The sequence below is a fragment of the Acinetobacter defluvii genome (assembly GCF_001704615.3).
GTDB lineage: Bacteria > Pseudomonadota > Gammaproteobacteria > Pseudomonadales > Moraxellaceae > Acinetobacter > Acinetobacter defluvii.
The window spans coordinates 3,233,674-3,257,116 of sequence record NZ_CP029397.2; the positions used below are offsets into that span (position 1 = coordinate 3,233,674).

24 protein-coding genes are annotated in these 23,443 nt (G+C 36.0%); 9 read left to right on the top strand and 15 right to left on the bottom strand.

The annotated features are described in order from the left end of the window. The first annotated feature begins 29 nt into the window (after positions 1-29). The 7 genes from ribH to DJ533_RS18015 all read left to right on the top strand — a co-directional run bounded on the left by ribH (position 30) and on the right by DJ533_RS18015 (position 7,056). Positions 30-500, top strand: coding sequence for a 6,7-dimethyl-8-ribityllumazine synthase (gene ribH / locus DJ533_RS17985; protein WP_004718750.1), 471 nt, complete (start codon positions 30-32; stop codon positions 498-500). Positions 501-503: 3 nt separating this feature from the next. Further along, on the top strand, positions 504-953 hold the full coding sequence (nusB, locus tag DJ533_RS17990) for a transcription antitermination factor NusB (RefSeq protein ID WP_065994499.1): 450 nt from the start codon (positions 504-506) through the stop codon (positions 951-953). Positions 954-962: 9 nt separating this feature from the next. Continuing rightward, on the top strand, positions 963-1,877 hold the full coding sequence (gene thiL, locus DJ533_RS17995) for a thiamine-phosphate kinase (protein WP_065994500.1): 915 nt from the start codon (positions 963-965) through the stop codon (positions 1,875-1,877). After that, positions 1,855-2,370, top strand: coding sequence for a phosphatidylglycerophosphatase A family protein (locus tag DJ533_RS18000; protein ID WP_065994501.1), 516 nt, complete (start codon positions 1,855-1,857; stop codon positions 2,368-2,370). The genes thiL and DJ533_RS18000 overlap by 23 nt, the downstream gene beginning before the upstream one ends. Positions 2,371-2,394: 24 nt before the next feature. Further along, positions 2,395-3,759: a bifunctional UDP-N-acetylglucosamine diphosphorylase/glucosamine-1-phosphate N-acetyltransferase GlmU gene (glmU, locus tag DJ533_RS18005; RefSeq protein WP_065994502.1), complete on the top strand. Its 1,365-nt coding sequence runs from the start codon at positions 2,395-2,397 to the stop codon at positions 3,757-3,759. Positions 3,760-3,771: 12 nt separating this feature from the next. Beyond that, positions 3,772-5,610 carry a glutamine--fructose-6-phosphate transaminase (isomerizing) gene (gene glmS / locus DJ533_RS18010; protein WP_065994503.1) on the top strand — a complete coding sequence of 613 codons (1,839 nt, stop codon included), beginning with the start codon at positions 3,772-3,774 and terminating at the stop codon, positions 5,608-5,610. Between the two features lie 75 nt (positions 5,611-5,685). Then, positions 5,686-7,056: a phosphohexomutase domain-containing protein gene (locus DJ533_RS18015; protein ID WP_065994504.1), complete on the top strand. Its 1,371-nt coding sequence runs from the start codon at positions 5,686-5,688 to the stop codon at positions 7,054-7,056. Between the two features lie 54 nt (positions 7,057-7,110). On the opposite strand, the gene galE is transcribed toward DJ533_RS18015, so the two are convergent. Genes galE through pseG form a run of 13 tightly spaced genes read right to left on the bottom strand, consistent with a single transcriptional unit; the run spans position 7,111 to position 20,564 of the window. Further along, a complete protein-coding gene (galE, locus tag DJ533_RS18020) occupies positions 7,111-8,130 on the bottom strand; it encodes a UDP-glucose 4-epimerase GalE (protein ID WP_065994505.1) in 1,020 nt (339 codons plus the stop codon). 13 nt (positions 8,131-8,143) lie between these two features. After that, complete coding sequence (gene pgi, locus DJ533_RS18025) at positions 8,144-9,793, bottom strand: glucose-6-phosphate isomerase (RefSeq protein ID WP_065994506.1); 1,650 nt, start codon at positions 9,791-9,793, stop codon at positions 8,144-8,146. Beyond that, on the bottom strand, positions 9,790-11,037 hold the full coding sequence (locus DJ533_RS18030; protein WP_065994507.1) for a nucleotide sugar dehydrogenase: 1,248 nt from the start codon (positions 11,035-11,037) through the stop codon (positions 9,790-9,792). Before DJ533_RS18030 ends, pgi begins: the two co-directional genes overlap by 4 nt. A gap of 23 nt (positions 11,038-11,060) precedes the next feature. Beyond that, the gene (gene galU / locus DJ533_RS18035; RefSeq protein WP_065994508.1) at positions 11,061-11,936 is read right to left on the bottom strand and encodes a UTP--glucose-1-phosphate uridylyltransferase GalU; all 876 of its coding nucleotides are present in this window, start codon (positions 11,934-11,936) and stop codon (positions 11,061-11,063) included. Between the two features lie 23 nt (positions 11,937-11,959). After that, complete coding sequence (locus DJ533_RS18040) at positions 11,960-12,595, bottom strand: sugar transferase (protein ID WP_065994509.1); 636 nt, start codon at positions 12,593-12,595, stop codon at positions 11,960-11,962. A gap of 16 nt (positions 12,596-12,611) precedes the next feature. After that, positions 12,612-13,439 carry a glycosyltransferase gene (locus DJ533_RS18815; protein WP_065994510.1) on the bottom strand — a complete coding sequence of 276 codons (828 nt, stop codon included), beginning with the start codon at positions 13,437-13,439 and terminating at the stop codon, positions 12,612-12,614. 3 nt (positions 13,440-13,442) lie between these two features. Beyond that, on the bottom strand, positions 13,443-14,483 hold the full coding sequence (locus DJ533_RS18820) for a glycosyltransferase family 4 protein (RefSeq protein ID WP_065994511.1): 1,041 nt from the start codon (positions 14,481-14,483) through the stop codon (positions 13,443-13,445). Further along, positions 14,484-15,797 carry a DUF6418 domain-containing protein gene (locus DJ533_RS18050; protein WP_081406113.1) on the bottom strand — a complete coding sequence of 438 codons (1,314 nt, stop codon included), beginning with the start codon at positions 15,795-15,797 and terminating at the stop codon, positions 14,484-14,486. Continuing rightward, a complete protein-coding gene (locus DJ533_RS18055) occupies positions 15,798-16,745 on the bottom strand; it encodes a glycosyltransferase family 52 (RefSeq protein ID WP_065994512.1) in 948 nt (315 codons plus the stop codon). It abuts the gene before it with no gap. Further along, a complete protein-coding gene (locus tag DJ533_RS18060; protein WP_065994513.1) occupies positions 16,729-17,934 on the bottom strand; it encodes an oligosaccharide flippase family protein in 1,206 nt (401 codons plus the stop codon). The genes DJ533_RS18055 and DJ533_RS18060 overlap by 17 nt, the downstream gene beginning before the upstream one ends. Before the next feature lies 1 nt (position 17,935). Then, a complete protein-coding gene (gene pseI, locus DJ533_RS18065; protein ID WP_065994514.1) occupies positions 17,936-18,985 on the bottom strand; it encodes a pseudaminic acid synthase in 1,050 nt (349 codons plus the stop codon). 2 nt (positions 18,986-18,987) lie between these two features. Beyond that, a complete protein-coding gene (gene pseH / locus DJ533_RS18070; RefSeq protein WP_065994515.1) occupies positions 18,988-19,482 on the bottom strand; it encodes a UDP-4-amino-4,6-dideoxy-N-acetyl-beta-L-altrosamine N-acetyltransferase in 495 nt (164 codons plus the stop codon). After that, on the bottom strand, positions 19,479-20,564 hold the full coding sequence (gene pseG, locus DJ533_RS18075) for a UDP-2,4-diacetamido-2,4,6-trideoxy-beta-L-altropyranose hydrolase (RefSeq protein ID WP_065994516.1): 1,086 nt from the start codon (positions 20,562-20,564) through the stop codon (positions 19,479-19,481). Before pseG ends, pseH (DJ533_RS18070) begins: the two co-directional genes overlap by 4 nt. Positions 20,565-20,633: 69 nt before the next feature. Here pseG and pseH (DJ533_RS18080) point away from each other — a divergent pair, with 69 nt between their 5' ends. After that, a complete protein-coding gene (gene pseH / locus DJ533_RS18080) occupies positions 20,634-21,176 on the top strand; it encodes a UDP-4-amino-4,6-dideoxy-N-acetyl-beta-L-altrosamine N-acetyltransferase (protein ID WP_065994517.1) in 543 nt (180 codons plus the stop codon). Then, positions 21,169-21,585 (top strand): MaoC family dehydratase, encoded by a 417-nt coding sequence (locus DJ533_RS18085; protein WP_065994518.1) that lies wholly within the window; start codon positions 21,169-21,171, stop codon positions 21,583-21,585. Before pseH (DJ533_RS18080) ends, DJ533_RS18085 begins: the two co-directional genes overlap by 8 nt. A 2-nt stretch (positions 21,586-21,587) precedes the next feature. Here DJ533_RS18085 and pseF read toward each other — a convergent pair whose 3' ends face one another. Together pseF and pseC are read right to left on the bottom strand one after the other, a co-directional pair. Next, positions 21,588-22,280, bottom strand: coding sequence for a pseudaminic acid cytidylyltransferase (gene pseF, locus DJ533_RS18090; protein WP_065994519.1), 693 nt, complete (start codon positions 22,278-22,280; stop codon positions 21,588-21,590). Between the two features lie 2 nt (positions 22,281-22,282). Then, a complete protein-coding gene (pseC, locus tag DJ533_RS18095) occupies positions 22,283-23,443 on the bottom strand; it encodes a UDP-4-amino-4,6-dideoxy-N-acetyl-beta-L-altrosamine transaminase (RefSeq protein WP_065994520.1) in 1,161 nt (386 codons plus the stop codon).

Sequence of the window (23,443 nt, forward strand, 5' to 3'; positions counted from 1 at the left end):
TATTTATCTGTTAAATCATCGAGGTTGCTATGGCGATTCGCCGAATTGAAGGTTTATTACATCTCGCAAGCGAAGACCGTTATGCGATTTTAGTTGGTCGTTTTAACAGCTTTGTTGTTGAACATTTATTAGAAGGTGCAATTGATACATTGCATCGTCATGGTGTTAGCGACGATAATATCACTGTCGTTCATGCACCTGGCGCATGGGAGCTTCCAGTGGTTGCTAAAAAACTCGCTGCTTCTGGTAAATTCGATGCAGTCATTGCACTTGGCGCAGTGATTCGTGGTAGTACGCCACACTTTGACTTTGTTGCAGGTGAATGTGCCAAAGGTTTAGGTGTGGTTGGTTTAGATACAGGCTTACCTGTGATCAACGGTGTATTGACTACGGACAGTATTGAACAGGCGATTGAACGCTCTGGTACAAAAGCAGGGAATAAAGGTGGTGAAGCTGCCCTTACTGCAATTGAAATGGTTAACCTGTTAAAGGCAATTTAAAGCATGTCGCAAACACTCCAAGCTACTTATGCAGCAAAACGTAAAGCACGTCGTTTTGCTGTACAAGGGATTTATGAATGGCAAATGAGCCACAACCCTGTGCATGAAATTGAAGCACGTACGCGTGCCGATAATGCCATGCATAAAGTGGATCTCGGCTATTATCATGAGTTACTAACTCAAGTGATTGCCAACCATGAAGCATTGGATGCTTTACTTATTCCTGTTCTTGATCGTGAGATCGAAGCACTCGATGGGGTTGAACTTGCAACTTTGCGTTTAGGCGCATATGAACTGAAAGATCATCTTGAAGTGCCATATCGTGTTGTTTTAGATGAAGCGATTGAACTTGCAAAACACTTTGGCGGTGCTGACAGTCATAAATACATCAATGGTGTATTAGACCGATTAGCAAATAGCCTGCGTGAAGCAGAAAAGCAACAAGCGAAATAACTTGCTGCGATGGCTGAATTTTCAATTATCGACACCTATTTTAAACGTCCATCTACTGACGTAGATTTAGGTGTCGGTGATGATTCTGCGCTGCTCTCCCCCCCTCCACAGCAACAATTAGTCATCTGTACAGATACATTGGTTGCAGGTCGGCATTTTCCTTTAGATACTTCTCCTCACGCCATTGGTTGGAAGTCTGTTGCTGTTAATTTATCTGATATTGCAGCGATGGGTGCTAAACCACAGAGTATTCTCCTCGCATTGAGTCTACCCCAAATTGATCATGAATGGCTCAAAGGCTTTAGTCAGGGTCTATATGCTTGTTGCGATCAATTTAGAGTCGCTTTAATCGGTGGCGATACCACACAAAGCCCCCATTTAACCATCAGTGTTACTGCACTCGGCTGGATTGAAAATGGTCAAGCCATTCCTCGCTCAGGTGCACAAGTTGACGACCTAATTGTGGTGAGTGGTACTGTGGGTGATGCTGCATTTGCTTTAGCGCATTTAGGTCATCCGCTACAACAACGTTTGGATTATCCAACACCACGCTGTGAGCTTGGACAAATCTTGAAAGGCTTAGCCTCAAGTATGATTGATGTATCAGACGGTTTAGCCCAAGACTTAGGACATATTTTAAAAGCATCAGCTGTCGGTGCGGTGATCTATCTTGATCAACTGCCAGTCAGCGAACCACTTCGGCATTTAACTTTAGAAAAACAATGGCAATACGCACTTTCGGGTGGCGATGATTACGAGTTATGCTTTACAATAAGTCAGCAAAACTACCAAAAACTTTTGCAATTACAACCCAATGTTCAAACTACAATCATCGGGAAAATTAACATACAACACGGATTAACTTTTGAAAAAGATGGCTTAGATCATCCTCTTCACATTCATGGATATCAACACTTTGCATAAACCTCCTATTGTCTTTAAACAGATGACATGGTCTGAACGCTTGATTGTGTTCTGTGGTGTTGGTTTTGGCTCAGGTTTAGCACCTAAAGCCCCTGGAACGTTCGGCTCAGCATTTGCATTATTATTTATTCCACTTTGGCTTACCCTTGGCTTTTATGCTTCTGTAGTAGCAATCCTTATCATGTCATTGGTTGGGATCTGGATTTGTGGAAAAACTGCTGAAATTATTCATGTGCACGATGATGGCCGTATTGTTTGGGATGAATTTGCAGGGCAATCTATTACCTTTCTGCCGCTGATTTATTTAGGACAGATGAATTGGCTATGGGCATTGATTGGTTTTGCATTATTCCGTCTATTTGATGTGTGGAAACCTTGGCCGATTCGTGTCATTGATCGACGTGTAGATGGCGGCTTTGGCATCATGTTCGATGATATCATTGCAGGCTTCTGGGCTGCGTTGTGTATTCTGATTTACTTTTATTTTAAATGATTTAAATTCATTATCAGGTGTTATATGTCTACGACTGTAATCATTCTTGCTGCAGGTAAAGGAACCCGAATGCGTTCTCGCTTACCCAAAGTATTACAACCTTTAGCAGGACGGCCACTCCTCGGTCACGTGATTGAAACAGCAAAACAATTACAAGCAAAAAATATCATCACAATTTTTGGACATGGTGGTGACCTTGTTCAAAATGCCTTTGTCAATGAAAATATCCAATGGGTTGAACAGACGGAACAACTTGGTACAGGACATGCAGTCAAAGTCACTTTACCCGTCCTTCCACAACAAGGCATGTCTTTAATTTTGTCAGGGGATGTACCTTGCGTTCAACAAAGCACTCTACAAAAACTAGTTGATGCCTCAAATACGACAGGTATTGGTTTAGTGACTTTAACCTTAGATGACTCTACAGGTTATGGTCGTATCGTGCGCAAAGATGGAAAAATCCAAGCCATTGTTGAACATAAAGATGCTTCTGAAGAACAGCGTCAAATTAAAGAAATCAACACAGGCATTTACTGTGTCAGCAATGCCAAATTGCACGAATGGTTACCAAAACTCAGCAATGACAATGCACAAGGTGAATATTACCTGACCGATATCGTCGCTATGGCTTTGGCAGATGGGATGGAAATCGCTTCGATTCAACCTGAATTGGCTTTTGAAGTTGAAGGCGTCAATGACCGCGTGCAACTTGCTGCTTTAGAACGTGAGTTTCAAAGCTATCAAGCTAAGCAATTGATGCATCAGGGCGTGCATTTGATTGATCCTACTCGTTTTGATTTGCGTGGCAAATTAACAGTAGGTAATGATATTCGTATTGACATCAATGTCATTATCGAAGGTGACTGTGCGTTTGGTGACAATGTAGAAATTGGTGCAGGTTGTATCATTAAAAATACTAACATTGCGGCAGGTACTAAAGTTCAACCGTATAGTGTGTTTGACAATGCGCTTGTTGGTGAAAATGTCCAAATTGGACCATTCGCACGCTTACGCCCAGGTGCAAAACTAAGCAATGACGTCCATATTGGCAACTTTGTCGAAATTAAAAATACCTCAATCGGTCATGCATCGAAAGCCAATCATTTCGCTTACTTAGGTGATGCAGAAATTGGTGCAGAATCAAATATTGGCGCAGGAACCATTACTTGTAATTATGATGGTGTCAACAAACATAAAACTATTATCGGTAATAATGCCTTTGTCGGTACCAACAACTCATTGGTTGCTCCTGTGAAAATTGGTCATGGTGCAACCACTGGCGCAGGTTCAGTCATTACCCATGATGTTGCAGATAATGCGCTTGCATTTGAACGTGCGAAACAAGTATCGAAAGAAAATTATCAACGTCCCCAAAAGGTCAATAAATAAGAGGATATAACTATGTGTGGTATTGTTGGTGGCGTTGCTGAACGTAGCATTACAAATATTTTAATCGAAGGCTTAAAACGTCTAGAATATCGTGGTTATGACTCAGCAGGTGTCGCACTGGTTGATCGTGGTCAGATTTTACGTGAACGCCGTGTAGGTAAAGTGGCAAACCTTGAGCAAGCCGTGACTGAAGCAGATATTATCGGTTCACTTGGCATTGCGCATACACGTTGGGCAACACATGGTAAACCGACTGAAAATAATGCACATCCGCATATTTCAGGTGATGTTGCTGTGGTTCATAATGGTATTATTGAAAATTATCAAGAACTTAAAGAACAACTACAAGCTTTAGGTTATGTCTTTACTTCACAAACTGATACTGAAGTGGTTGCTCATTTAGTCCATGAAGCTTTAAAAACTACACCAGATTTATTAAAAGCAGTAGAAAGTATTGTGCCGCAGCTTAAAGGTGCTTATGCGCTTGGCATTGTACATACTGCACATCCAGATGAGCTGATTACAGTCCGTGAAGGCTCTCCTCTTGTGATCGGTGTCGGTATTGGTGAAAATTTCATTAGTTCTGATCAATTGGCTCTTCTTCCAATTACCAACCGTTTTATGTACCTTGAAGAAGGTGATATTGCACGCTTAACACGTGACAGCATTGAAGTTTTTGTGAATGGTCAATTGGTTGAACGTCCTATCAAAGAGCTAGATGCAGCTGTGAGTAATGCATCTAAAGGTGAATACAAGCACTACATGCTCAAAGAAATTTATGAACAACCTGAAGCGATTCAGCAAACCATTTCTCAAGCACTGAATGGCAATGCTTTACGTGATGATTTCTTAAAAAGTGCGGAAGCAGATTTTAATACCATTCAACATGTCCAAATCATTGCATGTGGAACCAGTTACCATGCTGGGATGATTGCTAAATATTGGTTTGAACAACTGATTGATTTACCTTGCCAAGTCGAAATTGCCAGTGAGTTCCGTTATCGTTCACCTGTAATTGTAGGCAATACACTTTATGTTTGTATTTCACAATCTGGTGAAACTGCGGATACGTTGGCAGCATTACGGGATACACAAAAACGTGCGGCTGCTAAAAACTTAACCATCAGCACCATGACCATTTGTAACGTTGCGACATCGTCTATGGTACGTGAAACGAATCATCATCTCTTGACCCTTGCTGGTCCTGAAATCGGTGTGGCTTCAACCAAAGCTTTTACTACACAACTTGCTGCATTAATGTTATTAATTTTGAAAATTGGTCAGGTGAAAAATTCAATTTCTGCTGAACATATGACAGAAATTACAACTGCGTTATGGCATACACCAAAAGTCATTCTAGATACTTTACAAGGCGATAAAGCCATTTTACGATTGTCAGAACTATTCAAAGAAAAACAGCATTGTTTATTCTTAGGTCGTGGGACAGAATTTCCAATCGCACTTGAAGGTGCTTTAAAACTGAAAGAAATTTCATATATTCATGCAGAAGGTTATGCTGCTGGTGAGCTTAAGCATGGACCATTAGCGCTGGTTGATAATGATATGCCAGTTGTTATTCTTGCACCGAATGATGACATGTTGGATAAGTTAAAATCGAATATGGAAGAGGTTCAAGCCCGTGGTGGTGAACTCTTCGTTTTTGCTGATGAAAATAGTGGTATCTCAGAAAAAGAGCGTCAACATGTGGTACATATTCCAACGACCAACTATTGGTTAGCCCCAATCGTATATAGTATTCCTGTGCAATTACTTTCATATCATGTTGCGGTATTACGTGGTACAGATGTAGACCAACCACGTAATTTAGCAAAATCGGTAACTGTGGAATAATTGGGAAATACTGAAAAATTACTCTGATACAGGCTGGGCATACACCAGCCTTTTCTTTATCAAATGAGAGAAAATATGAGCCAACTTACTTGCTTCAAAGCCTATGATATTCGTGGCAAACTTGGTACAGAACTCAATAATGATATTGCTTATAAAATTGGTCGTGCCTATGGGCAAATATATCAACCTAAAACGGTAGTGGTGGGTTGCGATGTCCGATTAACCAGTGAAGCACTTAAACAAGCGACGATCCGTGGTTTAAATGATGCTGGTGTGAATGTACTTGATTTGGGCATGACGGGTACAGAAGAAGTTTACTTTGGTGCTTTTCATTTAGAGGTACAAGGTGGCATTGAAATCACGGCAAGCCATAATCCAATGAACTATAATGGCATGAAATTGGTTCGTGAAAATGCCCGTCCAATCAGTGCAGATACAGGCTTAAAAGACATTCAAGCCTTGGCTGAAACAGAACAATTTGTAGAAGTGACCCCAAAAGGTACAACGCAAAAATACAATATTCTGCCTGAATTTATTGATCATTTAATGACATACCTTGATCCAAGTAAAATTCGCCCACTAAAACTGGTGATGAATGCTGGGAATGGTGCTGCGGGTCACGTCGTTGATGCCATTGAAGATAAATTTAAACAACTTAATATTCCTGTTGAATTCATCAAAATCCATAACAACCCAGATGGTACTTTCCCCAATGGAATTCCTAACCCGATCTTGATCGAAAATCGTGATAATACCCGTAATGCCGTGCTTGAACATCAAGCAGATATGGGTATCGCATGGGATGGTGACTTTGACCGTTGCTTCTTATTTGACGAAAAAGGTCAATTTATCGAGGGTTATTATATTGTCGGTCTACTTGCGCAAGCATTTTTACTGAAACAGTCTGGTGAGAAAATTGTGCATGATCCACGTTTAGTGTGGAATACTTTTGATATTGTTGAAAAATATCAAGGTATAGCGATTCAATCTAAATCCGGACATGCTTTTATTAAAGATGTTATGCGTGAACATAACGCGGTTTATGGCGGTGAAATGAGCGCCCACCATTATTTCCGTGATTTTGCCTATTGTGATAGTGGTATGATTCCTTGGTTATTGGCAATTTCAGTCGTTTCTGAAACTGGACAATCTTTATCTACACTTGTTGAAGATATGATTGAAAAATTTCCATGCAGTGGTGAAATTAACTTTAAAGTTGCAGATACACAGCAAACGATTCAAAAAATCTTTGAGCATTTTGCCGATCAAAAACCTGAAATCGATCAAACAGATGGTGTCAGTTTGGACTTTGGCGCATGGCGTTTAAATGTACGTGCTTCAAATACTGAGCCGTTATTGCGTTTAAATATCGAGAGTCGTAAAGATCAAAATCCTAAACCTATGCAAGATTATGTAGATGAGTTAACACAATTAATTCAAAGTTAGTTTTGCCTAAGAGAGAAATGGGAGCAAATGGCTCCCATTTTTATTTTCAAGATATTATTTTTTATAGCCTTCGGGATTTTGCTTTTGCCAATTCCAACTGTCTGCGAGCATATCTTCGAGCGTGTATTGTGGTTTCCAACCTAACTCAGCAATAGCACGTGCATTGTCTGCAAAAGAAGTTGCAACATCCCCTTCACGGCGTGGTGCAAATTCAAATGCAACAGCCACACCATTTACTTGTTCAAAAGTGTTTTTCACTTCTAGTACAGAAGAACCATTTCCTGTACCAATATTCCATGCACGACAGCCTGCTGCCTCTAAACGATTATTCAAAGCACACAAATGTGCATTCGCCAAATCCACCACATGAATATAATCACGCACACCTGTACCATCGACTGTATCGTAGTCTTGACCGAAAATAGACAGCTTTTCACGACGACCTACAGCCACTTGTGTCACATAAGGCATTAAATTATTTGGAATACCTTGTGGATCTTCACCGATACGACCACTCTTATGTGCACCCACTGGATTAAAATATCGCAATAAAGCAATTGACCAACGTGCATCTGCAATTGCTAATTTTTGTAACATTTGCTCAACGATGAGCTTGGTATAACCATAATTATTGCTTGGCATACCCGTAGGCATGTCTTCATTGAGTGGTGAAATATTGGCTTCATCGTAAACCGTGGCAGATGAACTAAATACGAGATTAAAAACGTTGGCACGTTGCATCGCTTGTACCAAGCTAATTGAACCTGCAATATTATTATCAAAATAAACCAATGGAATTTGCTGGCTTTCACCTACTGCCTTTAAGCCCGCAAAATGGATCACAGCATCAATCTGATGTGCCGCAAAAACTTGATCTAAGGCGTTCGCATCACGAATATCGCCCTCAACAAAGATTAGACTTTTTGCCGTAAGCGCTTGAACGCGTACCAACGCTTCTTCTGAGCTATTGGATAAATTATCGAATACAACAACGGAATGACCTGCATTGAGTAATTCCACACAAGTATGTGAACCGATATACCCTGCACCGCCTGTCACTAAAATATTCGCCATAATGAAAACTCTATTATTTTTGAAGAAGGACTTTAATTAAGCCTTGTGTTGATGCATCTAAGGCAGATAAATCATGCTGTTGCTGATTTAAAATTGGCAGTAATTGATTAGCAATTTCCTTACCCTTTTCCACGCCCCACTGATCAAATGGATTAATATTCCACATCACAGACTGAACAAAAACTTTATGTTCATACAAAGCAATCAACATCCCTAAACTATAAGGACTTAACTCTTTCATGAGTAGCGTAGTACTCGGCTGATTGCCTTCATATTGTTGGTATTTTGGTAAATCTGACAGCTCTTCTTGTTTAAGCGCCTGATTACCAAAAGCCAATAAACGCGATTGCGCTAAACAATTAGACAGTGCTAAATGATGCTGCTCGACCAAAGCTTCCGCATTTTCTGCATAAGTAAATTGATTGGCATTGTAACGATGGACAGGGGCAATAAAATCACAGCTGACTGCGTGTGTTCCCTGATGCAATAATTGATAAAAGGCGTGCTGTGCATTTGGACCGACTTCTCCCCACAGAATTGGACAAGTGTCGTATTCCACTTTTTCATTATTGCGCTGAATGGATTTACCATTCGATTCCATTTCTAACTGTTGTAGATAAGCAGCAAAATATTTTAAGCGTCCATCATAAGGAAGTACGGCATGCGTTTGAATATTTAAAAAATTATTATTCCAAACCCCGAGCATCGCCATAAGCACAGGTAAATTTTCTGAAAAATCAGCCTGCTGAAAGTGCTCATCCATCGCATAAGCGCCTGCCAATAATTGCTTAAATCCATTTACACCAATGGTCAAAGCAATTGGTAAACCAATACAAGACCAGAGTGAATAGCGACCACCGACCCAGTCCCAAAGTAAGAGTTGATTATCAGGTGTAATCCCCCATGCGGACATTTTCTCAGGTTTGGTCGAAACCCCGATGAAATGATTTTTTAGAATCCCTTCGCATTGTCCCAAGGCTTTTTCAAGCCATTGACGCACTGTTTGTGCATTCGATAATGTATCAATCGTACCAAAAGACTTTGAAGAAATAATAAAGAGCGTGGTTTCTGGACGTAATTGATGTAATAGTTCTGAAAGCTGGCTTCCATCCATCGTAGACACAAAATGTACATTTAAGGGCTTCACAGTATGCACTTTATAATCTGAAAGCGCATGGGTGACCATCAAAGGCCCTAAATCTGACCCCCCCACCCCAATATTGACCACATCTTGAATCACCTCGCCTGTCACACCACGATATTGCCCTGCATGGATTTTTTCAACTAAAGCATACATTCGTTCTAGTTGTTCATGTACAGCTTTCACAACATGATGAGGGTTTTGTATCGGCTGACGTAAAGCCCAATGCATTGCTGCACGTTGTTCCGTATAATTAATCTGTTCTTCGGAAAATAAATATTTGATCCATTGACCTAAATCTTTAGACTTCGCAAATTGAATCAACGTTTGAAGTACGGCTTGATCAATACGATGTTTACTAAAATCAAATGTGAGATCTTGGTATTGCACAGAATACTGTTCAAAACGATTCTTTTCGCTTTCAAATAATTGATTTAAATGAATATTTTTTTGTAAAGCTGCTAATTGTTTTAATTGCTGTGCAACATCTGCTTGCAAAGGAAATTGCTCAATATTACTCATGAACGACCAACTCCTTGATATGCAAAACCTTGTGCTTTGACATATATGGGATCGTAAATATTACGACCATCTAAAATTAAAGGATGCCGCATTTTCTGCTTAAGTTGGACATAGTCTGGACTCCAGTATTGCGCCCATGCGGTCATCAAGCACAGCGCATCTGCGTTATCAACTGCTTGATATTGATCATTACACAAGATTAAATCAGTACGAGTTCCATACATATTTTCAATTTCTTTTAAGGCTTGAGGATCATGTAACTGTACTCTAACACCTTGCGCCCATAACGCTTGTAACATCACATGAATCGGTGCATTTTGAATACTTGAGGTATTTTCTTTAAAAGAAGCCCCCCAAATCGCAACAGTTTTACCCTTTAAATGACTATGATAATAATTCCATAACTTTCTAAATAAAACTTCTTTTTGCTGCTCATTAATATTCCACACTTGCTCTAACAAATGACTACGCACACCTGTATCAGACACCGTATTGGATAAAGTCAAAATATCATGTGAAAAGTTTTCACCCCCAAAGCCTGTACCTGGGGATAAATAGGTTGCACCAATCCGACTGTCAGCAGCTAAACCCTGACGTACATTACTAATATCTATGCCTAATTTTTCTGAAACAGCAGCCAAATCATTCATAAAACTAATGCGGGTGGCTAACATCCCTGAGATGCTGAGTTTGGTAAATTCTGCATCTAAAATCGGCATAAACAAGAATTGATGTTTGGCTTGAAAAATAGGACGCAGTAGTTCACCCATCAATTGTTGTGTTTCAACTTGATCTACACCAACGATGACTTGTTTAAGTGCTGTAAAGCTTTGGACTGCATTTCCTTCTTGAATCACATCAGGTAAATACGCCCAATAATCATTGGGTAAGATGCTTTTTAATTGTTGAGTGCCCTGCAAGCCAAATGTTGAACCATTTATCATCAACTTAGGATGAATCAATGCTGAAAGTTGGATTTTTTTTGCAACTTCTAAAGCAATATCTACTTCTGTAGGAGTAAATGAAAATAAATAAACATCTTGATCTAAGCTCAGTTGATCAAATGTAAGTATTTTTAAAAAACCAAGTTTAACTTGACGTTCGATCAATTGATTGACTTGTTCATCTTGATAATTCAGTGTTTTTTGTGAGTGTAAGCACCACGAAACTTGATGTCCAAATTCTGCCATCAAACCTGCCAGTACGCCTGCTTGTAAAGTCGTACCAAAAACACTAATTTTCATTGTTCACCTAAGTTTTTAAATATTTATAGCTTTAATTCTTGAATCAGCTGTTTAAACTCTTCACCTAATTTTGGATGCTCAATACCATAATGTAAAACAGCTTTTAAGTAACCAATTTTACTACCACAGTCAAAAGTTTGACCTTTCATACGATAGGCTTCAACTTTAGCCCTATTTTGTAAGGTCGCAATTGCGTCTGTCAGTTGAATTTCATTACCCGCACCTTTAGGCGTATTTTCTAAAAGCTGCATAATCTCAGCTGGTAGCACATAACGTCCAACCACAGATAAATTGGATGGTGCAGTCCCCACCGCAGGCTTTTCCACAATCCCTTGCATCACGATACTTTCGCCTTCATTCGGGGATTGAGCCACATCCACAATGCCGTATTGATCTACCAAATGCTCGGGTACAGCTTCAACCATAATTTGTGCAGCATGAGAGACTTCAAAACGCTGAATCATTAAAGATAAATCATTTTTTTCATCTGTATCTTTCACCAGTACGTCAGGTAACAACACCGCAAAGGCTTCATGTCCAACAATATCTTTAGCACACAGTACTGCATGTCCTAAACCCAAGGGTTGCGGTTGTCGTACACTCACCACACTAACATTTTTAGGCAAAATTTCTGTAATTTCTTTGAGTAAGTCATACTTTTTTTTGTTTTCTAAGGTCGTTTCTAACTCAAAATGACGATCAAAATAGTTTTCAATAGACGCTTTTGACGAATGTGTGACTAAAATAATTTGTTCGATACCTGCGGCAACTGCCTCTTTGACCACATATTCTATGGCTGGACGATCAACCACTGTCACCATTTCTTTAGGAATAGATTTACTTGCAGGTAAAAAACGCGTGCCTAAACCTGCTACAGGAAGAATTGCTTTTTTGATCATCACTTTATATCAACTTTTCAAAATTAAACTTTCGACTTTAAGTCATTTTTAGTTTTTTCTTCTGGCGAAGGATTATTACCTTTAAACAATGAAGGACCAACATGACCTGGTGCATTGATACCATCACGATTTGCCATGACTGCAACCGTTTTAAACATGATTTTAAAGTCAACCAATACACTTTGATTATCCACATACCACACATCACATTTAAAGCGCTCTTCATAGTCAAGTTCATTACGACCACTAATTTGTGCTAAACCTGTCATACCAGGGCGTACTTCTAATCGTCTCGCTTGTTCAGGTGAATATAATTCAACAAATTCTTTTAACATTGGCCGTGGACCAACCACACTCATATCACCTTTGAGGACGTTAATCAATTGCGGCATTTCATCTAGGCTGGTAGAACGTAGTTTTTGACCAAATGGTGTAATACGTTGTTCATCTGGCAACGGATTACCTTGAGTATCATTCGCATCTTTCATAGAGCGAAACTTCATCATCTTAAATAGTTTACCATCTTTACCAGGGCGTTCTTGGTAAAAAAAGATTGGAGAACCTAGGTTTTTTCGTACTTTATAAGCAACAATTAAAAAAATTGGCGACAAAATAATTAATGCCGTCAAGGATATAACAATGTCAACTAAACGTTTCATTCGTTAATACACCACCCTATTTTTCAACTTTTTTTCGAAGAAAAGTATTATAAATTTTTCCAAGCATCGAACTTGGTAATAACCTAAAGGTTGATCTTATAAGAAAAAGTATATTAGCATGAATTGGATTTTGTAACTTCAATTCTTTTTTTAAATTTAGTAATTGTTTTTCACTCTTGATATATTCAAACCCTTTTCGGCGAGCATGCATGCCATTGTCTATACGCGCATAAACCAAAATATCTTCCAAATTTTGAATTTTATAACCTTTGGCAATCACACGTAAAAATAAATTGTAGTCTTCCATCCACATGTGGTGTTGGTAACCACCAACTTCCAATATCTTGGTTTTTCTATAGGCGATTGTCATATTGTTGAATGGGCTTTGTCGCTCCGCATATTTGCGTAAAGCATCATGACTTAATGGAACTTTTCGCATACCTGATGGTGAGTGTACATCTTCGACAAATTCTGTAATTTGCCCACCAAGAATGACCAATTCAGAATCTTCTTCAAATACTGCAATTTGTTTTTCAAAACGATCTGGAACTGATATATCATCTGTATCCACAATACACACAATTTCATGACTACATTGTTGCAGACCAATATTTTTCGCTTTTCCTGTACCTACATTTTGAGCAAGTTGAGTAATTTTTAAAATATCACCAATCTTTGCTTGCCATTGTGCAATAACTCGGTCTAATTCAGCTGTTAAAGGACCATCTTCAACCATAATAATTTCAGATGGTTTCAATGTTTGATGATCCCATATACTTTCCATACAGGTATTAAAGTGTTGAGGTTGCTCTTTGTGATAAATAGAAATCAGGACTGAGAACATATATTACCCCTCTAAAACTCTATCATGCCACAAATGAAGTATCTGATCAGCTTGGTATTTTTCTGCATTTATTTTGGAATTTTCAGAGTATTTTATTAATAAATCACTTGATTGGGCCAACTCTAATATACTACCAGCCAACATATTAATATTCTGATCTTCTACCAAAATTCCATTATACCTATCTTCAATGACATCAGAGGGTCCAAAAGGGCAATCATAGGAAACTATAGGCAAACCAAAACTTTGGGCTTCAATAAGAACCATTGGCAGGCCTTCATATTTTGAAGACATTACAAAAAAATCAGAATTTAAATAAACCTCTTTAACATCTGATGTTACACCTCTTAAATAAACATTGAGTAATGAGTGTTCTTCTATATATGTTTTAAGCAACTCTTTTTGTTCTCCCTCTCCATAAATATTTAATGTCCACTCAGGTAACTTTGTTGCAATCAACTCCCAAGCTTTTAAAAGATGAATATAATTTTTTTGATCAGTCAAACGCCCTACTGTTACGATATTTTTTTTCAGGGGTTTACTATCTGCAAAAATTTCAAATGGTGAGAAATTAGGAATGACTTCGACATTATTATGTATTTTTCTGAATTGCTTTCCATCATTAGCTGTTAAAACAACAACCTGATGAATTCTTGGATAGCAAAATTTACTGAGTAACTGTACCGTATTTGGACGACTGACAAATGAAACATGTTCCAATGAAACTATTTTTTTTCGTTGATTTAGTGGAAGTAAAGAACATAATAGTGTTAGTTTCCCCATATTATGGATAATTATTTTATCATAATTATTATTCTTTAAATGTTGTTTTAACTTTTTATAAAATTCAAAAAAATTGCCATCCAATGCTATTACATTAACATATTCAGAAACACTATAAGCACAAGTAGAGTGTGTAGATTCCCTATTTACAATAGCAACTTGATAAGAACTATTTTTTGCAATTTTATTGGCTAACTCAACAGCCACTCTTTCTGAGCCTGATTTATTTTTTAAGGAATTTATTAAAAATAATATTTTCATCTATTTCAATCTCAAAAAAAACATACATATTAAACTAAAAACTAAAGTGCCTATAGTAAAAAAATCTGTAATTGACCCTACTAAAAATAATGCCTGCACCTTATATAAAAACTTAAAAGATATAAATGAATAAATAATATTTTTACATTTAATACCTAAATACAATAAATAGCAAAGAAATCCAAAAAAAGCCCCCCAAAGAAAATTTAGGAGAGCTCCAAGCCAATAACCAAAATAATAAACATGATTAAAAAACCCAGACATAGTAAATTTACTCTGCGTCTCAAATCTAGCATCAACTAAAGACTTACTAGACACCTGATCCATTAAATAATATGTTCCAGATTCACGATCTGACTCCCCAATACCCAAATATTTTTTAACAACTAAATCTAAATCTTTGGGTGAATTATTAGAGAGTAAATCTAATCCCCACCACATTTGAGGTTGCAAAGAGGCTCTCATTAATATGCTTTCTTTTGGGTCTGAGTTTACATCAACATTAGAAAAATTCTTATATAGTGTAAAACTTAATAATGAAACTACCAAAAATGAAATAAGTATTTTTTTATGGAAACTAATTTTCACTTTAAATTTTAGCTTATTAACTAAAAATGGTAAAAAGAAAAAGAAAACAGAATAAACTAAACCTGTCATTCTTTCCCCCATTAAAATAATGCATGCGATAACAGCTAAGTAAAGAAAAATATAGACTTTATTTTTTTCTTGAGAGTATAGCAACCCTAAAACAAAATTTAACTGGATTAATAAATAAACTAGAACTCCACCCCATGATGGTGCATAAAATGCCCAATAATCATTTCTATGAATCCCATACTGAAAGGGAACACCATATCTTACAGCTATTAATAACAAAATTGAAATAAATATCAATATAATTGCAATCAAAGCTTTATTTATCAAATAATTACTTATATTTGATAAATCCAATACTCTTAATGTACTTTTTTTAAAAAAAATATAACTAAAAGTCATACCTAAAAAAAACATTAAAACTTGAATCAATGCTTTACTTGGTAAGTTGATAGCATAACTCTGTTGTCCTATCTCAATCAAAAAAATGCCATACTCTAAAAAAATACTAATAATTAAAGTTGTTGTTATAGCCATAAGCATATAACCAGAAATATAAACTAATTCAGGTATAGTCTTATAAACAAAAAAAAGAGTTGATAAAAAAATAAATATTGAAAATATGCAAGTAAAAATATTTAAAGGAGTATTTAGTGAAAATATTAATAAAATAATAGATAATGAAAATGAAAAAATAGAGCCTATTAACATTTTTTGCATCTAAAAAGCTCCTTTTTCTAAGAAAACAAAACCTTTTTCATTAAAAAGATTATAGACTCCTAAATATTTTCCTTTAATTTCAGGAAAAATAGTAATATAAACAGTTAAATTCTTATGTTCAACATTTAAAACAGCTGTACTTAACAAGGTATAAACCTCTACACTATATCCACTTATTAATAATTCAACTACATAATCCTCAAATATAAGTGGTGTATGAATATAAGTAAAACCATCATACTGTTTTTTCTCTCTTGGATGAGGGAGATAATGATCTACAGCATGCTCTTTTAAAAATTTAAATATTTTATCTTCATTTTTAAAATTTAAATCTTCGAGCGGTTGTCCCAAATAAATTTTTATCGACTTATTGGGGATAGTTTCAATATTTAAATCCATCAACTTCACAGGTTTAAGGGGTTGAGTAATATTTTCAAAACCTTCATAAATCGTATGATGCAATACACTTGCATCAATCACTTTCTGAGTATGGTAAGTATTTCCTAAGAATCTTAAAATGCCATACTGTAAAACACTTTTTTTCGGAAACACATAATACGTACTTTTTTTATAAATATTGGCTGTGCCGTCATCAAAAGTATGAATCTCATTTTTTTTCAGCAATGACAATAACAAGTGAAAAAAAGGATTATCCACACTTGCTAAAAACACCGTGTCATAATTGATCTTTGTAATTCTATTTATAAATAAACGATATTTAGCAAATTCAAAAATTCGCCTAATTTTGCCTTGCGACTCTACGATATAACGATAAGAAATATCACACTTTTCACTAATCTTAGTGAAATAGTGATTATATTTTTCATTGTCATTATATGAAAAACATAAAACATCATAGATCCCAGGATTATCATCTATAATTTTTGATGCAATCATCATTTGCAATGGTGTTAGGCAAATCAAGAGATTCTTATTTTTCATTGACATATTTCACCCCCCACCACAACACAACCAACAATACCAAATTGCTGACCAACAATGCATATGGTATCAGTTCTATAGAACGCACTGAAAACATAAATAAAAATACAATATAAACAACAGATGAAATAAGCGTAATTTTCGAAATCAGCATATTTTTTCCATAAAAGAAAAAATAATTCACCAAGATTAAATACGGTAAATTTGCACCATAGCCCAACAAATACATCACCACATAATATTTTGATTCTGCATACTTTTCACCCAAAAACCACGTATAAACACTTTCAGGTAACACAAAACCTATCACGGCAGGAATTATACACAAGGGTATACAAAGAAGTGTATATTTCTTGATAGTCTGAATTGATAACTTCTGATCTTTCAAATTCTGATAGTAATAAGGCACAATTGCTTTATTCAATGCCATTAAGATAATTGGTAATACAGCAGCAACTTGCACCCCTGCGGAGTAAATTCCCAATTCTGCTTTGGAATATTGCTCATAAATAAACAGACGATCCAATTGGCCTTTGATGAAAAAACTCGATTGATGCAAAATTAAAGGCACACCAAAAGAAAAAATATACAAAGCACTCAATTTGAGACGCTGGGTAGTAATCCTATTCTCACCTGAAAATAAATTGCCCAATACCATACTGGCAATAAAAAATGTCAATGCATTGGCGACAACAATCGCAAGAACACGATATGCCACCAAATCATTTTGGAACCATTCCAATGCTGCAACAGTAAAAATAACATTTGTTAAAGACAAAATAATTTGGATGGTAATATATTTTAATGGTTGCTTCTGGCATTGGCGTAAAGCGAGCTGAACATTCACAAATGATTGGAACATGGTGGCCAAAACAATGTAAGCCATAATTTCAGCTTGAAAGAACCAACAACCTATCAATAGTAGTGCAGAGATTACGATATTGTATAAATAACCTGCTGTCACCACTGTATTTAATGCTTTCTTACCATAAAAGTAAAAATAGCGTGTCACTGCACCTTCTTGACTCAATCCAATAAATACACCAAATAAGGCTAACCATGTAAGATAATAGGATAATTCACCAAACCCCTCTGGTCCCAATTTTCGTGTCAAATAGGGCAACATAAGAAAAGGGAGACTTTTCGCAAAAAGCTCCCCTGCAAGATAAATAACACTATCTTTTACAATACGCATTTTATTTAAACAAATCTAACCGTGTGGCTGTATTGCTTTCTACATCCTGTACTAAAGTTTTCCCCAAAAGTTCATCATAAAACTTCGGCGCTAAACCAAAACCTGGGCGTACACTGCGAATACATGATTCATCAATCACATCACCCGCTTTTAAGTCTTTTACGAAATAAAGTGAACGTCTGAATTGAGCATTGCCTTGTTCACTAGACTTACGCCCATAATCCACTTTACCTAATGCCTGCCACGCAGTTTTTGAACCTGTACATAGTTGTTTCAACTCAGCAGGCTCTAGTGAAAAACTATCATCTGGTCCACCACCATTACGGTCTAAAGTAAAATGTTTTTCAATTACACAAGCACCCAACACGACTGAAGCTATCGCAGTTGTATTATCTAAAGTATGGTCAGATAGGCCAACTAGCACATCAAAACGCTTTGCCATATCTTGCAATGTCAACAAATTATAATCTTCTGCAGGAGCAGGATAACCACTCACACAATGTAAAATGACAAGTTCTTTACAACCACCATCATAAGCTGCTTGAATTGCTTCTGAAATTTCTGCCTCATCAGCCATACCCGTTGAAATAATCATAGGTTTGCCTGTCGACGCAACATATTTAATCAAAGGTAAATCAATCGCTTCAAACGATGCAATTTTATAAGCAGGCGCATTTAAATCTTCTAATAAGTCCACTGCTGTACGATCAAAAGGTGAACTAAACATCGTAATATCTAATTTACGTGCATAATCAAATAAAGGTTTGTGCCATTCCCAAGGCATATGTGCTTTTTCATAAAGCTCAAATAATGATTGCCCATCCCAGAGACCGCCTCGAATCATAAACTCTTCATTACGACTGTCTAAAGTAATAGTGTCTGCTTTATATGTTTGTAGTTTGATCGCATCTGCGCCACAAAGTTTGGCTTGTTCAATAATTTTTAGAGCAGTCTCTAAACTACCATTATGGTTTGCAGATAACTCAGCAATGATATATGGAGGAAAATCAACTCCGATGTCTCTTCCATTAATCTGAATTTTTTTATTCATCTTTATCTCTCTAACCACTCTGATTTCAATAGCCCGAATTGAAAAATATCAAACTCTCCACGACTATCTTTAAAATGTTTTCTAAGCAAACCTTCTTGCTGAAATCCTAACTTTTGATGAAAAGAAACTGATCTTTCATTAAAAGCTAGAACCTGCCCAAATATTTTCTGAACACCCAAAATATCAAATGCATATTGAATTGCTGTTTGTCCCAATATCATACCCATACCCTTCCTAGCATTAGGTTTAATATAAAACCCCCATTCGCAAAAGTGTTTATCAAGATGAAATGAAACAAATCCCATTGGCTCATTATTATAATAAAAAATGAAACCTAATTGCTGTTGAGATATACTCAAGTCATTATACCATTTTATATGCTGATCTAAACTTATTTCTTGTGAAGAATACATCCATTTTCTAACACTTACATCATTTCGCCAACGCAATAGCATTTCTAAATCATTTAATTGTATTTTTTTAAGTTCAGCTTTCATCTATATAACAACTCTATAGCAGATAAAATTCTATTTGCACCCTGACCATCAATCAACTGAAAACAACGCTGACTCATTTCTCGTAATCGCATACTTGATAATTCCTGTATCTTTAAAATCAATCCTTCTTCTAAATTTTCACTTTTAAGCATTTTTGCAACACCCAATTGATCAAGGTCATTTGCTAATTGAATTTGATTTTGTGCAATACATATTAAAACCGTAGGTAAACCTAAACAACATCGCTCCCATGAGGTACTTCCAGCAGCACCAATTGCTATATCTGCATTTAGCATGAATTCATGAATATTACTTACTCCTACATGAATATTTATTTTGTTTTTCATATTTTTTGTCATTTTTTGTATGCTTTCAATCCAAGGGGAAGTAGCACCCAAAATTACGTCAAAAATCACATCTTTTTTATTATAGTCATTTTCCAAAATCTGAAGTATTTTTGAAGTCAAATTATCTTTATCCACCCCACCTAAATTAATTAAAATTTTTTTAATATCATTTGGATTTCTTATTTTAGTTGCTAGTTTATGGAAATATGTAAATTCTGGACGTAAGGGTACAAACTTTACACCTATTAACAACTGACATGTTTCATTAACCAAGCCATCATAATCTTTATCTTTACGAGATAGCCCACTATCTATTAATAATTCAACATGATGTTTTCTATCTGCCAAATCATCAATTGCTATCATTTTATGCGAAACAGAACGTATAATATTTTCCCAAGATTGGGATAAAGCATAATGATCCACTATTACAATATTATTATTTCTATCACTTCCCTGAATAAATCTTAAACATTGTTTTGCATCATATTCTTGCGTACTTTGCAACCAACTTGAATGATAAAATTCATTATTTTGAAAATTTATTTCGGGTTCAATTACATCTACATCATAACCACTTCTTTTTATAAATTGAATCAAATTTCCATCCAAATTTTTACAGAGAAATCTACATGATTCTCCTTTATTTTTCAATAGTTTAGCAAGAGTCAAACATCTCATTACATGCCCACTTCCTATACTGATCGAAGCATCACATCTAAAAAAAAAATTCATTTTTAACCCTAATCTTAAGTTTTAAGCTATATTAACATTTTCTAGTTTAATTAAAGATTTCAAATACAAATGAATGACATTATTTTAAAACCTTTATCTGCCTCAGATTTAGAACTGGTAAGAAATTGGCGAAACTCATCAGATGTTTCTAAATATATGTATACTGATACTTATATTACTGAAGAAAACCAAAAAAAATGGTTCAATAAAGCTAAAGATGATCCTACTTCTAAATACTGGATTATTGAGTATCAAGAAAAGCCCTTAGGTTTAGCAAGTATTTCAGAAATCAATAGAAACTTAAGTAGTTGTTTTTGGGCTTTTTACTTAGGAGATACATCTGTACGCGGAGCTGGAATTGGTTCAAAAGTTGAGTTTAATATTATTGAGTATGTATTTAATGAACTTAATTTAAATAAATTAAGATGTGAAGTTTTCTCTTTTAACGAAAAAGTCATTGCAATGCATGAAAAGTTTGGCTTTGTTAAAGAGGCTTTTTTTAGAGAACATTGTATTAAAAATGGAGAAAAAATTGATGTTGTTGGGCTAGGACTTATCAAAAGTGATTGGAAAAAATGTAAACAGCAATTAAAAGAGAAAATTTATGGATAGCCTATTAAATTATCAATACCGTGAAGATTTCCATTTTACTCAAGATCATGTAATCCTTTTTTCCGAGGCTTCTGGAGACACAAACCCTATTCATTTAGATGATAAATATGCATCTAATACTATTTTTAAACAAAAAATTATTCATGGTTTTCTAGGTGGTAGTATTTTTTCTAAAATTTTAGGAACTAACTTTCCAGGAGAAGGCACTATTTATTTAAAACAAACTCTTTCATTTAAAAGACCAATGTATATCAACACAACTTATACAGCAATAGTAGATGTACTTGAAATTGATGAAAATAAAAGTCGTGCAAAAATATCTACCAATATTTTAGACACTAATGGAAATATAGTCATTACAGGCGAAGCTCTTGTGCAACACACTATTTTTAAAAAGAATAAGGTATAACCTTATTCTTTTAACAACGCCTGACCAATTAACTCTGCCCTTTTCCAGTCTTCTAGAGTATCAATATCTTGTACTCTAAATCTAGGAAGCTCAATGATCATTGATTTATTAGAGAATACAGTAGATTTACTCAGCCAAGCCTCTGCTGTTCCCCAATAAAACTGCCCTGCATCATGCCAAGCTTCCTGTAAATCCTGAGAACGTGTATTAAAATGCTCAGGTGAAAACATTTCAACATGACCATTTTCAGTCAATTTTATCGCTCGTTGAATAGGAAAGGGGAAAGTAGTCGCACTGAATACATAATTCAATTTTTCAGCCTGTATCAAACTCAATCCATTCAATAAATCTTGCTGCTCAACAAAAGGGGCTGTTGCATATAAACAACAAACATAATCAGGTTGCGTCTTCTTTTCATCCTCAAAAAACTTTACAGCATGCTGCATCACATCTGCCGTGGTTGCAAAGTCATCTGATAACTCATCTGGTCTTAAAAATGGGACTTTCGCACCGTATTCCTGCGCCACTGCTGCTATTTCAGCATCATCAGTCGACACCCAAACTTCATCAAAGCACCCACTTCCTAACGCAGCCTGAATTGACCACGCAATCATTGGTTTTCCATGAAATAGCTTAATATTTTTCCGAGGAATTCGTTTACTTCCACCTCGCGCAGGAATAACGGCAAGTGTCATACTTATACCAATACCTCTTTTAAAGTTTGGTAAATATAGTCAATTTGCTCTCGAGTCAAATCTGGATACATTGGTAAACTAATTGCTGAAGCATAATATGATTCTGCTTCAGGGAAATCACCCTGCTTAAATCCTAGGTTTTCATAATAAGGTTGGGTATGCACAGGGATATAATGCACATTTACACCAATACCCTTCTCACGCAATAAATCAAATACCTCTTTACGATTCTTGCGAATTTTATCAAGTTTCAAGCGGATCACATATAGATGTAATCCTGAATATGTTTCAGGTAATTGATAAGGCAGTACTATGGGTAAATCCTGTAAAATTTCATTATAAACTTTTGCTATCTCATGACGCTTAGCAACAAATTGTTCTAAGCGATGCATCTGAGAAACACCTAATGCAGCCTGTAATTCAGTCATACGGTAGTTAAAACCAAGATCAACTTGCTGATAATACCAAGATCCTTCAGGTGCTTTACTCATTAGTTCTTGATTACGTGTTACACCATGACTTCTAAATAAATCCATTTTTTGAGCAAGTTCGGCATTATTTGTTAATGCCATACCACCCTCTGCTGTAGTAATAATTTTTACAGGGTGAAAACTAAAAATAGTAACATCAGAATATTGTCCTGCACCTACATAAGCCTCTCGGTATTTACCACCAATCGCATGTGATGCATCTTCAATTATTTTAAAACCATATTCTTGTGAAAGTGCATAAATTCCTACCATATCACAAGGTTGGCCACATAAGTGCACTGGTACAACAATTTTAGGCAATTTATTGTCTTTTTGTGCTTGTTCTAACTTTAGCTTTAAAGCAGTTACAGACATGTTATATGTTTGAGGATCAATATCCACAAAATCAACATCAGCATCACAATATAATGCACAGTTTGATGAAGCCACAAAAGTAATAGGAGATGTCCACAAGATATCTCCCTTACCCAATCCCAATGCCAAACAAGCAATATGTAAAGCAGACGTTGCACTATTAACCGCTAAAGCATGCTTTGCCCCAACTAATTGTGCCACTGACTTTTCAAATGTAGGCACTTGAGGACCTTGTGTCAAAAAGTCAGATTGTAAGACATTGACCACAGCATCTATATCTGCCTGACTAATATTTTGTTTGCCGTATGGGATAAACAT

What these genes read in the sequence shown, in the direction of transcription:
- DJ533_RS18015 (WP_065994504.1), top strand. Translation starts at nt 5,686, where the DNA reads ATGAGCCAACTTACTTGCTTCAAAGCCTATGATATTCGTGGCAAACTT.
- DJ533_RS18085 (WP_065994518.1), top strand. Translation starts at nt 21,169, where the DNA reads ATGGATAGCCTATTAAATTATCAATACCGTGAAGATTTCCATTTTACT.
- thiL (WP_065994500.1), top strand. Translation starts at nt 963, where the DNA reads ATGGCTGAATTTTCAATTATCGACACCTATTTTAAACGTCCATCTACT.
- glmS (WP_065994503.1), top strand. Translation starts at nt 3,772, where the DNA reads ATGTGTGGTATTGTTGGTGGCGTTGCTGAACGTAGCATTACAAATATT.
- nusB (WP_065994499.1), top strand. Translation starts at nt 504, where the DNA reads ATGTCGCAAACACTCCAAGCTACTTATGCAGCAAAACGTAAAGCACGT.
- DJ533_RS18000 (WP_065994501.1), top strand. Translation starts at nt 1,855, where the DNA reads ATGGATATCAACACTTTGCATAAACCTCCTATTGTCTTTAAACAGATG.
- DJ533_RS18055 (WP_065994512.1), bottom strand. Translation starts at nt 16,745, where the DNA reads ATGTCAATGAAAAATAAGAATCTCTTGATTTGCCTAACACCATTGCAA.
- DJ533_RS18030 (WP_065994507.1), bottom strand. Translation starts at nt 11,037, where the DNA reads ATGAAAATTAGTGTTTTTGGTACGACTTTACAAGCAGGCGTACTGGCA.
- ribH (WP_004718750.1), top strand. Translation starts at nt 30, where the DNA reads ATGGCGATTCGCCGAATTGAAGGTTTATTACATCTCGCAAGCGAAGAC.
- DJ533_RS18050 (WP_081406113.1), bottom strand. Translation starts at nt 15,797, where the DNA reads ATGCAAAAAATGTTAATAGGCTCTATTTTTTCATTTTCATTATCTATT.
- pseF (WP_065994519.1), bottom strand. Translation starts at nt 22,280, where the DNA reads ATGACACTTGCCGTTATTCCTGCGCGAGGTGGAAGTAAACGAATTCCT.
- DJ533_RS18815 (WP_065994510.1), bottom strand. Translation starts at nt 13,439, where the DNA reads ATGTTCTCAGTCCTGATTTCTATTTATCACAAAGAGCAACCTCAACAC.
- pseH (WP_065994515.1), bottom strand. Translation starts at nt 19,482, where the DNA reads ATGAAAGCTGAACTTAAAAAAATACAATTAAATGATTTAGAAATGCTA.
- galE (WP_065994505.1), bottom strand. Translation starts at nt 8,130, where the DNA reads ATGGCGAATATTTTAGTGACAGGCGGTGCAGGGTATATCGGTTCACAT.
- pseG (WP_065994516.1), bottom strand. Translation starts at nt 20,564, where the DNA reads ATGAATTTTTTTTTTAGATGTGATGCTTCGATCAGTATAGGAAGTGGG.
- DJ533_RS18040 (WP_065994509.1), bottom strand. Translation starts at nt 12,595, where the DNA reads ATGAAACGTTTAGTTGACATTGTTATATCCTTGACGGCATTAATTATT.
- pgi (WP_065994506.1), bottom strand. Translation starts at nt 9,793, where the DNA reads ATGAGTAATATTGAGCAATTTCCTTTGCAAGCAGATGTTGCACAGCAA.
- pseI (WP_065994514.1), bottom strand. Translation starts at nt 18,985, where the DNA reads ATGAATAAAAAAATTCAGATTAATGGAAGAGACATCGGAGTTGATTTT.
- DJ533_RS18060 (WP_065994513.1), bottom strand. Translation starts at nt 17,934, where the DNA reads ATGCGTATTGTAAAAGATAGTGTTATTTATCTTGCAGGGGAGCTTTTT.
- glmU (WP_065994502.1), top strand. Translation starts at nt 2,395, where the DNA reads ATGTCTACGACTGTAATCATTCTTGCTGCAGGTAAAGGAACCCGAATG.
- galU (WP_065994508.1), bottom strand. Translation starts at nt 11,936, where the DNA reads ATGATCAAAAAAGCAATTCTTCCTGTAGCAGGTTTAGGCACGCGTTTT.
- pseH (WP_065994517.1), top strand. Translation starts at nt 20,634, where the DNA reads ATGAATGACATTATTTTAAAACCTTTATCTGCCTCAGATTTAGAACTG.
- DJ533_RS18820 (WP_065994511.1), bottom strand. Translation starts at nt 14,483, where the DNA reads ATGAAAATATTATTTTTAATAAATTCCTTAAAAAATAAATCAGGCTCA.
- pseC (WP_065994520.1), bottom strand. Translation starts at nt 23,443, where the DNA reads ATGTTTATCCCATACGGCAAACAAAATATTAGTCAGGCAGATATAGAT.